The 13,554-nt window shown below is 69.2% G+C and carries 11 protein-coding genes; 3 read left to right on the top strand and 8 right to left on the bottom strand.

Annotated features, from left to right (window positions below):
• Nucleotides 1–31 precede the first annotated feature (31 nt).
• The 7 genes from AB3X08_RS05345 to AB3X08_RS05315 form a co-directional block, all read right to left on the bottom strand.
• Nucleotides 32–1,288 (bottom strand): allantoate amidohydrolase, encoded by a 1,257-nt coding sequence (locus tag AB3X08_RS05345; protein WP_369936756.1) that lies wholly within the window; start codon nt 1,286–1,288, stop codon nt 32–34.
• 460 nt (nt 1,289–1,748) lie between these two features.
• On the bottom strand, nt 1,749–2,663 hold the full coding sequence (locus tag AB3X08_RS05340; protein WP_369936755.1) for a LysR family transcriptional regulator: 915 nt from the start codon (nt 2,661–2,663) through the stop codon (nt 1,749–1,751).
• Nucleotides 2,664–2,960: 297 nt separating this feature from the next.
• A complete protein-coding gene (locus tag AB3X08_RS05335) occupies nt 2,961–4,481 on the bottom strand; it encodes a right-handed parallel beta-helix repeat-containing protein (protein ID WP_369936754.1) in 1,521 nt (506 codons plus the stop codon).
• Nucleotides 4,482–4,833: 352 nt separating this feature from the next.
• On the bottom strand, nt 4,834–5,220 hold the full coding sequence (locus AB3X08_RS05330; RefSeq protein WP_369936753.1) for a tetratricopeptide repeat protein: 387 nt from the start codon (nt 5,218–5,220) through the stop codon (nt 4,834–4,836).
• Between the two features lie 17 nt (nt 5,221–5,237).
• Complete coding sequence (locus tag AB3X08_RS05325) at nt 5,238–6,818, bottom strand: gamma-glutamyltransferase family protein (protein ID WP_369936752.1); 1,581 nt, start codon at nt 6,816–6,818, stop codon at nt 5,238–5,240.
• On the bottom strand, nt 6,818–8,275 hold the full coding sequence (locus AB3X08_RS05320; protein ID WP_369936750.1) for an AtzE family amidohydrolase: 1,458 nt from the start codon (nt 8,273–8,275) through the stop codon (nt 6,818–6,820). Before AB3X08_RS05320 ends, AB3X08_RS05325 begins: the two co-directional genes overlap by 1 nt.
• A 193-nt stretch (nt 8,276–8,468) precedes the next feature.
• Nucleotides 8,469–9,575: a nucleoside hydrolase gene (locus AB3X08_RS05315; protein ID WP_369936749.1), complete on the bottom strand. Its 1,107-nt coding sequence runs from the start codon at nt 9,573–9,575 to the stop codon at nt 8,469–8,471.
• A gap of 296 nt (nt 9,576–9,871) precedes the next feature.
• Between AB3X08_RS05315 and AB3X08_RS05310 the strand changes: the two genes are divergently transcribed.
• Nucleotides 9,872–10,285 (top strand): methyltransferase family protein, encoded by a 414-nt coding sequence (locus AB3X08_RS05310; RefSeq protein ID WP_369938434.1) that lies wholly within the window; start codon nt 9,872–9,874, stop codon nt 10,283–10,285.
• A 139-nt stretch (nt 10,286–10,424) separates the two neighbouring features.
• Here AB3X08_RS05310 and AB3X08_RS05305 read toward each other — a convergent pair whose 3' ends face one another.
• A complete protein-coding gene (locus AB3X08_RS05305) occupies nt 10,425–10,913 on the bottom strand; it encodes a hypothetical protein (RefSeq protein WP_369936748.1) in 489 nt (162 codons plus the stop codon).
• Nucleotides 10,914–11,039: 126 nt separating this feature from the next.
• On the opposite strand from AB3X08_RS05305, the gene AB3X08_RS05300 reads away from it, so the two are divergent.
• Nucleotides 11,040–11,585 carry an O-acetyl-ADP-ribose deacetylase gene (locus AB3X08_RS05300; RefSeq protein WP_369936746.1) on the top strand — a complete coding sequence of 182 codons (546 nt, stop codon included), beginning with the start codon at nt 11,040–11,042 and terminating at the stop codon, nt 11,583–11,585.
• Nucleotides 11,586–11,849: 264 nt separating this feature from the next.
• Nucleotides 11,850–13,547, top strand: coding sequence for a ShlB/FhaC/HecB family hemolysin secretion/activation protein (locus AB3X08_RS05295; RefSeq protein WP_369936745.1), 1,698 nt, complete (start codon nt 11,850–11,852; stop codon nt 13,545–13,547).
• The last annotated feature ends 7 nt before the right edge of the window (nt 13,548–13,554 follow it).

The following is a 13,554-nucleotide window of genomic DNA, read 5'->3' as shown; positions in this document are numbered from 1 at the left end:
GAGTTCGCCGAACAGCTCGGCGTGCGACGGATCAACGGACAAGGGTGTCTCCCAGGGACTCGATGAAGTGCAGCATCGCCGCCACCGCCAGGTCGGCATCGGCGGGATCCACATGTTCGGCGGGATGGTGGCTGACGCCGCCGGCGCAGCGCAGGAACAGCATCGCGGTCGGGCACAACGCGGCCATCACCATCGCGTCGTGGCCGGCGCCGGACACCAGCCGCCGCGGCGCCAGACCCTGCGCGGCGATCGCCGCGTCCAGCGCGGCGACCAGGCGCGGATCGCAGGGGCTGGCCGGCAGGTCCTGCACGCACTGCAGCTGCAACTGCACGCCGCGCGCCGCGGCGACCGCGTGCAGGCGCTGCGCGATCGCCGCGGCCGCCGCGTCGCGCACGGCGTCGTCGCCGGCACGCACGTCGATCGAGAACTCGACCCGCCCCGGCACCACGTTGACCGCGCCCGGCGCGACCTGCAGGCGCCCGACCGTGGCCACCAGGTCCGCGCTGCCAGCGCGCGCGACCTGCTCCACCGCCAGCACGCATTCGGCGGCGGCGGCCAGCGCATCGGCGCGCAGATCCATGCGCGTGGTGCCGGCATGGCCGGCGCGGCCGACCAGCAGCGCGCGGTAGCGGCGCTGCGCGGCGATGCCGGTGACCGCGCCCAGCGCAAGGCCTTCGGCCTCCAGCACCGGCCCTTGTTCGATATGCGCTTCCAGATAGGCCAGCACGCTGTGCGGCGCGCGCGCCGCGCTTGGCAGCGTGGCGATGTCCAGGCCCCAGGCGGCCAGCGCATCGGCCAGCTCCACGCCATCGCCGTCGGTCACCTGCAACGCCGCCGGGTCCAGCGTGCCGGCGACGGCGCGGCTGCTCAGCATCGAGGCCGGGAAACGCGACCCTTCCTCGTCGCCGAATGCGATCACCTCGACCGCGAACGGCAGCCGGCGGCCCTGCGCGTGCAGCGCAGCCACGCATTCGATGCCGAGCATGATCCCGAGCGGACCATCGTAGCGGCCGGCGTCGCGCACGCTGTCCAGGTGGCTGCCGATCAGCAGTGCCGGCGCCTGCGCGGCGACGCCCTCGTAGCGGCCGATCAGGTTGCCGGCAGGATCGATCCGGGTGTGCAGGCCGGCCTCGGCCATCCACCCGGCCACGGCCGCCACGCTGGCGCGATGCGCCGGACTCAGCCAGCCGCGGAACAGGCCATCCGCGGTGTCGCTGTAAGGCGCCACGCCGAGCGCGTCGCAGCGTGCGACCGCACGCGGGCCAGGAACGCTAGCCGGCATCAGCATGGCGGCTGTCGCCTCAGGTGCGGCCGCCGGCTGGGCCGGGATGTGGAGTGGTGGTGCGCATGATGGGTTCGTTTAGGGGGCGGACGGAGCGGGACGGGCGATCGGCGGCAACTAGGCCTGCAACTGGCATACCCAAGGAAAATTCTTTCAATTCAAAAGCTTATTTCCGAAGAAACGCAGCTTTGCCGGGTTGAAAGCACTATACGAACCGCGCGGAAGGCCGGCAAACACCGTTTTCGCGTGTCTGCAGTGCAAAAAATGCAACGCGGCAGGGATGTGCGTGCTTATTCGCGCGCTAAGACGGTTTTGGAAGCGATGCTGCGTGCACTTTCGAAAACGGGGCCTTGGTTGGCGCCGGTCGGGGGCTGTCGCGGCTGAAGCCGCTCCTACAGGGAAGTCGTGGGTTTGCGGGTGCGCCTGCAGGGAGGGGTTTCACCTCGACCGCATCCGGCCGGCTTGGCTACTGCGGTTCCAGGATGGCTTCCACGCGCGGCGCCAGCGCCTTGAGCATGGTCTGCGCGGCTCTGGACAGTTGCCGCTGCGGCGCCACGCACAGCGACAGCGTCATCGGCTTGGCCAGGCCTTCGCGCAAGGGCACGAACGCCAGCCGCCCGTCGGCCAGATCGGGCAACACGTCCAGCTGCGACAGCAGGCCCACGCCCACGCCCTGCCGCACCAGCGCACGCAGCGTGCGCACGTCGTTGCAGCGGATGCAGCGACGCGTGTCGATGTGCTGGCGCTGGTACACCACCTTGGCGTGTTCGTTGACGATCAGTGGCGCAGCCGGCAGCAGCAGGCGGTGGTCGTCGAGCACTTCATTCAACTGCAGGCTGGCCCTGCCGCTGAGCGGATGCCCCGCGGGCATGCAGATACCCAGCGGGATCTCGGCGAAGGCGACCACCTCCAGGTCGATGCCGCTGACCGGGTCCAGCAACAGGCCGAAATCCACCTCCGCGGCGATGACCTTGTCGGCTACCTTCTGGTTGTCCTCGGTCTGCAGGCCGAAGGTCAGGCCCGGATGCTCGTCGATCAGCTGCGCCAGCGCATCGACCACGATGCCCTCGCTCAAGGCATCGATCATCGCGATCTCGACATGGCCGCGGCGCAGCCCCCTCAGTTCGTCGAACTGCTCCCGCGTACGCTGATAGCTCTTCTCCCAGCGCCGCACATCGACCAGCAGCAACTCGCCGGCGCTGGTCAGGCGCAGCCCGCCCGGCAGCCGCTCGAACAACGGCACGCCCAGTTCCTGCTCGGCCTTGAGGATCTGCCGGTCGATCGCCGACGCCGACACGTGCAGCGCCTCCGCGGCGCGGCGGATGCTGCGCCAATGCGCCACTTCCATGAAATAGCGGGTGAAGCGGGAGAAGGTCGGCATGGCGGTTCCTGTGAGAAGCATAGCGAGGAGCGCAGACCCGCCGCCGCGATCTCAGCAAACACATAGCAACTAGCAGCGACAGTGGCATGTTCGTACATTGGAACGCAATACACTCTCCAACAACGAGGAAGCGTCTGCACTCGTTTTCGCAAATCGTTGCTTTGGTCGAAGCCGAAACGACAGACAGCCGGTGGAAGCGAACCATCAACGGCCCGTCGCGAGCACCGCGACGGGCCCCAAAGGTAGGCGCCTTAGGCGGCTAAGTCCGCCTATCGGATCCGATCAAGGCATGGAAAATCACATGCCTTCGGCCTGCCAGAAAAGCGTGAGTGCACCTCCATTTGCCACCACCGTTCCCGAAGCGCTGTAGACACGCACCTTGAAGGTCGTTGCATTGCGCGAATGCACACGCAAATCGTAAGCAGTGTCGGGTTCGGTCTGCTGGACATACACGCGACGGGGCACCATGCGCAGGTTATGGCTAACCGTGATATCGCCCAATGCATCGGTCCCCGACGCGACCTCTCCGCCCCCTGTATATCCGAACATGAGACCGCCACCGCTCCACAGATTCGCGCCATTGCCGCCGGACCGGGTGACATTAGCCTGCCGCACCTCGTTGGTGACACCGACCTGGATCGCGGCCATGGCGGCATTGCCTTTGTTCCAGTTCGCGACGTGGACGTTATTCATTCTCAGCAAATTGTTGGCACCCCATACCGCTAATGCATAGGATCCATAATTGACCAGTTCGCAATTGGACACGCCGACGCGCGCGTTGTCGCATTCGAACAGTATTCCGAACGACCCGGCAACTTCATCTGCACCGGCAAAAATGCAGTTCTCGATCAGCGCGGTGGCATTGTCGGCCCCAGGCGCGAACTGGACAGAGCAACCACCGGGATCGATGTTGCAGTTGCTGATGCGCAACGCGTAGGCAGTGGCTCCTGCGCCATCCCCATCGACATAGATCCCGACCTGATGATAGATGCTGAAGCAGCCATGGATCACTGAATTGTCGGCGCGCTTGATCCGATACGCTTTCAGGTTCTGCAGCATATAGTCACGCACCGCAAAGTGATCCGACCAGAACGGCCACATCTGCACGTTCTCGACCCGACAGGTATCTAAAGACTGATCGAGATCGATGCCGACCTGAAAAGCTTGCATCTTGAGGCGATTCACGTGCAACCGACCGAATCCCGCGCTTGCGATCTTGATGCCCTTGCAGGCATTGAGAAGCGTCACATCCTCGATCAGCAAGTCGACGCCATAGGTCACGATATCGTAATCGTAGGTCGTCGGCGCCCAACCGGCCGCCGGCACGGCGTGGGTACGGAACACCCCGAAGTTGCGCAGCACCGCGCCGGAACCCACCGGGCTACCCGCATTCGCATTTGCCTGGAACGCAACGCCGGCATGATCCGGGTGAAACCACGTACCGCCACCGCGAGGCTTGGACGTCTCTCCGGTTCCGATGTACGGCGCACACCCGCTCCCTTCGATCGTGACGCCGTTGGGAACATTGACCGTCGCAGTCAGGCGATACACGCCCGGCGGACACTTCACACGACCGCCGCCCATAGCTGCCAGTTTGTCCACCACTGCTTGCAGGGCCGCCGAAACATTCGAGGCCCCCGCTCCGGAGCGCACGTCGGAACGTTGCGCAGCCGTCATCGCATCAAACGCACTGACCTCGTCATCGAGTCTATCGGCTATGGTTCGCGCGATCATGCCCGAGCCGCCGGCCAGATAAGCGACGAGCGCCGCACCTTGTGCAGGATCCGCAAGATCGCTTCTGAGGGTATCGTCAGCCATAAGTACTCCTTGATTGAGCGGCGATATCGCCGAATCAACCATCCCACTGCTGCATCTCGCCGACTGCGACTTTGCGCAGCCGTGCCTGAGCCTGGGGCCGATTGCAATGGTGCAATGGCAATGCAAACATCTTCACCGTAGTGGCATCTTCGCCCCAAAGTACGGTCGAGCAGCCAGCGCGGCGCACTCACTTCATCGTGGCACTCCAAATCGCGCATAGCGGCTGAACAGCACCAGGATCGGCAACGACCAGGCCTTGGGGCGGTTGCTCATCGTCAGGAGTGCCAGAGTACGAAGCGACGCAGAGCACCAACGCGGGTTGCTTCGCGTACCGTATTTTGCTCGTGGCGCTTCACTGCGCATGAGGATCGAAATAGGCTTCCCAGGTTGCCGCCGACGCACGCAGCGACGCCGCCTGCCGGAAGCGCTGCATCGCCTGGCGGCGCTTGCCGCTGTTGAGCAGCGCGACGCCGAGATTGAAGTGGGTGTTGCGGTCGTTCGAGCGCAGGCGCAGCGCACGCTGCAGCGCCTCGGCCGCCTCGCGGTATTTCCCTTGGTCGCACAACACCGCCCCGAGGCAGGTCAGCACCGCGCTGTCGTCCGGTGCCGATGCGGCCGCCGCCCTGAGCAGCGACTCGGCCTGCGCGAGCGGGGCGGACCCGCCCTGCGCATCGCGCATCGCCGCCTCCACCAGCGCTCTGGCGCGCGCGAGGGAGTGGCTGTCGTGGTCGCTCGTCATCGGATGCGAAGCCCGCGCTACCAGCCCGCCACCGCGCCATCGCTGCGCGGGTCGCTGGCGCCGCACAGGATGCCGTCGGCCTCGCGCACCAGCGCGCCGGCATGGCCCATCACCGCGCTGTAGGCCGGCAACAGTTCGACCGCATGGCCGGCGTCGCGCAAGGCCTGGACGACGGCCGGATCGAAGCGGTCTTCCAGTTTCAACGTGGTGCTGTCCTCGCCCCAGGTGCGGCCGAGCAGCCAGCGCGGCGCGCTGACCGCCTGCTGCAACGGCATGCCGAAGCGCGCATAGCGGCTGAACAGCGCCGCCTGGGTCTGCGGCTGGCCTTCGCCGCCCATGGTGCCGTAGGCCATCAGCCGGCCGTCGTCGAAGCGCGCCAACGCCGGATTGAGCGTGTGGAACGGCTTGCGTCCCGGCGCCAGCGCGTTCCAGCCGTCGGCGGCGAGGCGGAAACTGCAGCCGCGGTTCTGCCAGACGATGCCGCTGCGCGGCAACACCAGCCCGGAACCGAATTCGAAATAGGTGGACTGGATGCAGCTGACCGCACGGCCGGCGCCGTCGATCGCGCCGAACCAGACCGTGTCGCCGGCCTGCGAGGGCTGCGGCCAAGGCAGCGCGCGCGCGGGATCGATACGGGCGGCCAGCGCGTCGAGCGCGCCGGCGTCGTCGAGCAGCGCCTGCGCGTCCAGCGTCATCCAGGCCGAGTCGCCGACGTGCGCATCGCGCACCAGGAATGCCTGCTTGGTCGCCTCGATCAGCCCATGCAGATGCGCGTAGCCATCGGCCTGGTCGGCGGCCAGGCGGTCGAACAGCGCCAGGATCAGCAGCGAAGCCAGGCCCTGGGTGGGCGGCGCGTGGTTGTACAGGCGCGCGCCGGCGATCGCCACCGACAGCGGCACGCTGGGCTCGGCGTGGTGCGCGGCCAGATCGGAGGCGCGCAGTGGGCTGCCCAAGGCTTCCAGGTCGGCCGCGATGTCGGCCGCCAGTGCGCCGCGGTAGAAATCGTCCAGGCCGGCCGTGGCCAGGCGCTGCAGCGTGGCGGCCAGCTGCGGCTGGCGCAGCAGTTCGCCTTCGCGCAACGGACGGCCGGCGGCTTCGAAGATGGCCGCATAGGCGCCGGGCTGCGCGCGCAGCTCGGCGCTCTTGGCCGCGGCGATGGCGGCGCCGCCGAGGGTGACCGGCACACCCGCCGCGGCGTGGTGCACGGCGTCCTCCAACAGGCGCGACAACGGCAACTGCGCGTCGCTGCGCTGGAGCGCCAGCGCCCAGCCGGACACGGTCCCGGCGACGGTGTTGGCCGCGCCCGGACCGCGCCAGGGGATCGCCGCCTGCCCGGCGTAATGCTGCAGCGTGGCCGCCTGCGCGGCGCGGCCGCAGGCGTCGATCGCATGCACGCGGCCATCGGCTTCGGCGATCAGCCAGAAGCCGTCGCCGCCGATCCCGGTCATGTGCGGATAGACCACCGCCAGGCACGCGGCGGTGGCTACCGCAGCTTCCACCGCGGTGCCGCCGTCGCGCAGCACATCGCGCCCGGCCTGCGCGGCGAGGTGATGCGGCGCGACCACCATGCCGCGCCGGGAACGCAAGGTGTGCAGCATCAGCGCGGCTCCAGCGAGGGCGGCGTGGAACCGATCAAGCCGTCGCGTTCCAGTTGCGCGGCGAGCGCGAACAGGCGGTCCTCGCGTCCCGGCGCGGCGATCAGCTGCACGCCCAGCGGCAGGCGCCCGGGACGGTACAGCGGCGCGGCCAGCACCGGGCAACGCGCCAGGCCCAGCGGCTGGGTGAAGATGCCGAGGTTGGCGCGCGCCGACACCGCCTTGCCGTCGATCTGGATCGTCTCCTGATCGATCCGCGGCGCGACGCAGGGCGTGGCCGGGGCCAGCAGCACATCGACCTCGTCCCACAGGCGCTGCATCGCACCGGCGAACCACGCGCCGAAACGCTGCGCATCGGCGATGGCGGCCGCGGGCAATTGCAGGCCGGCGAGCAGACGCTCGCGGGTGGCCGGATCGAAACGCTCGCCGTGCGTGGCCAACGCCTGGCGATGGCGGTAGCCGCCTTCGGCCGCGGTCATCACGAAAGCCGCGGCGCGCGCGCGTTCGGCCTGCGGCAGGTCGCGCAGCGCATTGCCGCCGAGCGCGGCATGGACGGCGGCCAGGCCGACCTCCAGGTCCGGATTGAGGTTGCGCTGGAACCAGCCGCCCAGGCGCGCCACGCGCAACGCGGCGGTGTCCACCGGCGCCAGTGCCTGCCCGCGCATCGCCGTGTACACCGCGCGCAGGTCGGCGACCGTGGTCGCGAACGGCCCGATCACGTCGAAGGCCTCGACGAACGGGAACACGCCCTCCATCTCCAGGCTGCCGTGGCTCGGGCGCAGGCCGTACACGCCACACAGCGCCGCCGGCACGCGGATCGAGCCGTTGGTGTCCGAGCCCAGCGCGAACGGCACCCAGCGCGCGGCCACCGCCGCCGCCGAGCCGCCGGAGGAGCCGCCGGCCAGGCGCTGCGGATCGTGCGGATTTGCGGTGGTGCCGTAGTGCGCGTTGACCGTGGCGAAGCCGTAGGCGAATTCGTCCATGTTGGCGGTGCCGACCAGCACCGCGCCGGCGTCGGCCAGGCGCCGCACCACCGCCGCATCGTGCGTGGCCGGCAGCAGCTCGGCGCGCAACGCGGCGCCGGCGGTGGTCGCCAGGCCGGCGACATCGAACAGGTCCTTGACCACGAACGGCACCCCGGCCAGCGCACCGCCATCGCCGCCACCGGCCAATGCCGCCTGCACGCGCGCGGCATCGGCGTCGGCACGCGCCGGCAACGGCCGCGTTACCGCGCACAACCGCGGATTTTCGCGCTCGATCTGCGCCAGCGCCTGCCGCGCATGCCGCTGCGCGGCCGCGCCATCCGCGCGCGTGGCGGCGACCAGCGCGGCGATCGCGCCGCCGCCGTCCGCGGCCAACGGCTCGGGCGGCGCCTCGAACGCCTGCAGCAGTTGCGCATAGCCGAGCAGCAACTCGGTGTTGCGCTGGATGCCGGCCTGCCACGTCGCGGGGATCTGCATGACGCTTGTCTCTCGTTGGGGGGGAGCCGGCCAACCTTCGCCGCGGTGGCAGGGTCGCCCGCGGCGAGCGGATCGTGCAAGCGTGGCTGCGTAGCAGGCTGCTGACGACTGTAGGTCGCGCCGTACAGCGGAGCAGCCAGCGAACGCAGCAACGTGGCGCGAGTGCGCCTGCATCGCTGGCGCCGCGTAACCGTCAGCCCGGCAACGGCACACCCAGCGCCGGCGGCTGCGGCGCGGTCAGGCGCTCCACCAGCAACTGCTCGATGGCCTCCACGTCGACCTCGCGCACCACCTGCTGCGCCTGCTCGCCGAGCCCGGGCTGGTAGCCCGGCGCCCACGACAGGATGTCGCCATAGCCGGGGCCGAATTCGGTGTTGGTATCCACGTACAGCGTCTCGCTGACGGTGGCCAGCTCCGGGCGCAGCCACACCGCGGTGGCCAGTTCGTCCCACATAGGGAAGCCCGGCTCGCGCCGGCGCAACGCATGGCCGATCGGCGTGTCGGCGGCGCTCATCCGTGCCAGCAACTGCGGGGTCAACTCGGTGGCGGTGGACGGATCCACCGGCACCATCACCATCTTGCGCCAGGGCGAGCGCATCACGATGCTCGCCGCTTCCGGATCCCAGCGGATGTTGAACTCGCGCCGCGGCGAATTGACGAACTCGCGCGCGAACTGCCGCGCCGACACGCTGTCGCGGCGCTGCCGCGGGTTGAGGCTGCCTCCCATGTAGACCAGCTCCTTGGCCAGCGACGCGAACTGCGGATCCAGCCGCTGCGCCAGCGCCAGATTGGTCAACGGGCCGGTGGCGACGATGCTGACTTCGCCAGGGAACTCGCGCACCTTGCGGATCATGAACAAGGCCGCCGGCTCGCTGGCGGCCTGCACCACCGACGGATTGCCCAGCGCCAGGTCCGGCACCACGTCGTGCGCGTGGTAGCGCGGCGCACTCTGCACGGTGTCGTGCTCGATCCAGTGCCGGGTCCACGCCCCCTTCCACAGCAGCTTGCCGTACAGCGCCTCCCAGCGCTCGGTGGCCAGCTCGCTGTTGAGCATCGGCTGCACCGGCCCGGGCAGCACCGGCACCTCGCCGCGGCCGGCGATTTCCAGCAAGCGGCGCGTGTGCGCCAGGGCCTCGTCGCGCCAGATATTGCCGCTGACCACCGAGATGCCGAGCACCTCAACCTCCGGCGATTGCAGCAACAGCAGCTGCGCGGGGGTGAAGCCGTCGATGTCGTCTTCGAGGATGACGCGGCGGCGTGATGCGAGGGAAGCAGCGGAAGCGGATGTCGGAGCGGGCATGGACTGCGTATGAGAAGGAGGAGGAAGGCGACGCGTGTGCGGCGATCCAAGTGAACACCATTGCGCCGGCGCTGCACAGCCCACGCGTGCGTGCAGGCCATCGGCGCATGCAGCCAGCGCCGCGGCGAACGATGGCGTGCTCACGCCTGAGCTGCGGCGCGTTACAGTGGCGCTGCACGGAGCCTCGGGCAGGAGAACTAGGGTTGAGCGATCAAGCAAGCAGCCAGCGGCAGGACCGGTACGCACGTATTCCGCTGCTGGTGCGCACCACATCGCCTGCGCATTTCATTGCCGCGATGCTGCTCGGCGCATGGCTGCAGCACGCATTGGACCTGCCGCTGCCGCAAGGCCGTGCGCTGGCCTGGATGCAGCTGGGCGGTGGCGTGGTCGCCGTCGCCGGGCTGCTGCTGTCGGTGCTGTGCCTGGCGCTGTTCGTGCAGCGGCGCACCACCGTGCTGCCCGAACGTGATCCGTCCAGTCTGGTGCTGCGCGGTCCGCACCGCCACACCCGCAATCCGATGTACCTGAGCCTGGTGCTGAGCTACGCCGGCCTGTGCGTGCAGATCGGCTGGCCGTGGGCGCTGCTGTTGCTGCCGTTGCCGCTGCTCGCCTTGCAACGCGTGGTGATCCCGTTCGAGGAAGCACGCCTGCGCGAGCGCTTCGGCAGCGCCTACGACCGTTATTGCGCGCAGGTGAGGCGCTGGCTGTAGGCGGCGCCGCACGGCGAATCGGATGGCATCGCGCTGGATCGCGACTGCGCTCGCCTGGGCAAAGGCTTCGATCCGCCACTTGATGGACAACGACGGACCTTGGCAGTGAGCCGTCGCTTCCGACGACGTCGCTCCCACATCAACCGCCGCGCAGCCACCAGAACGCCGCAGCAGCGGCCAGCAGCACCAGCATGCCTAACCACAGCCACGCGCTGGAGCGGTCGCCGCCGGCCACGGTCGGCGACGATCCTGCGCGCGGCGCGTTGCGGTCGCGGTAGCGCTCGACCGCTTCCTTGGCCTCGCGCAGGCCCATGCCCGGATGCTGCTCGCGGGTCAGCTTGATCGCCTGCAGCAGTTGCCCCTGGGCCAGCGCCGACAACGCCGCCGGCGACAGCCGATACGTCCCCGCCACCATCGACGCCTCGGCCTGGGTCTGGGCGGTGTCGGCATGCCGGTTGAGCATGTCCGCGACCGTCTGTGCCGCGCCGGCCTGCAGCCACGCATCCACCTGCAGCTTGGCGCTGCGCAAATCCATGCCGCTCTGCGCGCGCAACAGCTTGATGGCCTTGATGATTTCGCCACGCGCCAGGGCTTCGGCGATGGCGGGTGGCGGCTGGGTGCGGTTCATGTCGCAGGCGCTGAGACGAAGACGCAGCAGTCTTGCCGTTCGTCGGTTAAGCCGCCGTTGCATCGGCGCGGCGCGAACCCCACCTTCATCACGTTTCCATCATTGGAATCCCATAAAGATCGCCGCATGAAGATCGAAATCTGGCCAGGCGACATCACCGAACTGGACGTGGACGCCATCGTCAACGCCGCCAACGAATCCCTGCTCGGTGGCGGCGGCGTGGATGGCGCGATCCACCGTGCCGCTGGCCCGCAATTGCTGGAGGAATGCCTCGCCCTGCCGCAACTCAAGCCGGGCGTGCGTTGCCCGGTCGGCGAGGTCCGCGCCACCGCCGGTTACCGGCTCAAGGCGCGCCATGTGCTGCATACCGTCGGCCCGGTGTGGCGCGACGGCGCCCACGACGAGCCGGCGCTGTTGGCCAACTGCTACTGGCGCTCGCTGCGCCTGGCCGAACAGATGGGCCTGCATTCGGTGGCGTTCCCGGCGATCAGCTGCGGCGTCTACGGGTATCCGCTGCACCAGGCCGCGCGCATCGCGGTGGCCGAAACCGACGCCTGGCAGAAGGCGCACGCCGTGCCCAAGCGCATCATCCTGGTCGCCTACAACGACGCCACCGCCAAGGCCTATCAGCAGGCGCTGCGCGACGTCCAGTACACCAGCGCCGCGGCCTGAGCGGTCACGCGACCGCCGCGTCCGGGTTGGACGCTCGGCGGCGAGCGTCTTGCCGATCCTGCGCCAATCGGATCCCGCGTTCGCGGCCCTTGTAACTGCCTGACGACAACGCGCACGCGACCGCAGGCGCGCTGTAGGTGTTTCCCCGACACCCCTGTGGGGGAAGGCCACAGGTATTCGCCGTGGCGCTCAGATTTGCTCAGATTGGTCCCAGGTGGGAAGGCTAAATTGCGCGGGACTTCACACTAACGCCGCCTTAACATCATGACGATTTCCTGCCGTCCGCGTCCGAGCGCGCTGGCGAACGCCCTGTTCGCGCTGCCCTGGGCCGCCAGCCTGGCCTTGACCCTGACCTGCGCGCCGGCGCTTGCGCAAGACGCCGCACCCGCTGCCGGCACATCGACCGCGGCGGCGGCACCGATCGCGGTGCAGGGAATCCGTGTGACCGGTGTCGGCGAGCATCCGCGGCAGGACATCAGCGCACCGCGCCTGCAGGCGCTGGCCGACGCACGCCTGCGCGAACTGGGCGGCGGCTCGCTGCCGGCGCAGCTCAGCTTCGCCCAGCTGCAGCAGATCGCCGACACGCTGACCCAGGCCTACCGCCAGGCCGGCTTCCTGGTCGCCCGCGCCTACCTGCCGGTGCAGACCCTCGGTTCCGACCAGGTGGTCGAAATCCGCGTCGCCGAGGGCCGGGTCGGCAAGATCACCGTCGAGGGCGCGCGCCGCTACGACGACCGCCTCATCGCCAGCCCGGCGCTGGCGCTGCAAGGCCAGATCCTGCGCCAGCAGGACCTGCAGTCCGCGCTGCTGTACGCACGCGACCTGCCCGGCGTCTCGGTCACCTCCGTGCTCAAGCCCGGCGCGCAGCCCGGCGAGACCGACGTGGTGATCCAGGCCAGCGAAGCGCGCCCGCTGCAGGTCAGCGTCGGCGCCAGCAACTACGGCACCGAGAGCATCGGACGCTATCGCGCCCAGCTCGGCGTGGACTGGAACAACCCGCTCGGCCTGGGCGACCATTTCTCCGCCAGCTACGCCTATGCGCTCGATCCGGCCAACAACTGGCAGGGCAGCGTCGCCTACCAGGCGCCGATCGCCGACGTCCCGGGCCTGGGCGTCAGCGCCGCCTACACCCGCAGCCTGGTCGACCTGAACACCGGCGCGTTCGCCGCGCTCGATATCCAGGGGCCGACCGAACAGACCTCGCTCGGCCTGGACTGGAAATTCCGCAACACCGATGCCTGGCGCATGCAGAGCTGGCTGCACCTGGTGCAGGAAAGCTCGCGCATCCAGGGCCTGGGCGTGCTGCTGTCCAAGCAGAAGTTCGACGTGCTCGAACTCGGCGCCTCGTTCCGCCACGACGACCGCGAGCGGCATGCGATCGACATGCTGCAACTCAGCGTGCGCGGCGCGCTGGACGACGACTCGCCACGCACCGATTACCTGTATGCCCGGCACGATCGCCACTTCCTGGTCGCGCGCCTGGCCTACACCCGCCTGCAGGGCCTGACCGCCACCCAGCGCCTGCAGCTGCGCCTCAATGGCCAGTACAGCGACGACACCCTGACCCCGCTGGAACAGTTCTCGCTCGGCGGCCCCACCAGCGTGCGCGCGTTCGCCCTCGGCAGCGCGCTGGGCGATCGCGGCTTCGACTCCAGCCTGGAATACCAGGTCGATGCGCCCGGCTTCGCCGGCGCCGCCTCGCCGTTCGGCGGCCGTCCCTGGAGCGACCTGCTGACCGCCAGCGTGTTCTACGACTATGGCCGGGTCTATCCCAACGGCGCCAACCGCGCCGTGTACGACGCCGTCACCACGTTCCAGGGCCCGGGCGTGGGCCTGAACTTCCGCGTTCCCCACTGGCATGGGCTGGCATTGGACCTGGCCGCGGCCAAGCCCACCGGCGGCACCGAGCCGGCCGACGGCAAGGACGTGCGCTACTGGGCCCGTTTCGGCCTGACCTTCTGACCTGGGG

It is taken from the genome of Xanthomonas sp. DAR 34887 (assembly GCF_041245805.1).
Classification (GTDB): domain Bacteria; phylum Pseudomonadota; class Gammaproteobacteria; order Xanthomonadales; family Xanthomonadaceae; genus Xanthomonas_A; species Xanthomonas_A tesorieronis.
This window is presented reverse-complemented; position numbering and strand designations above follow the sequence as displayed.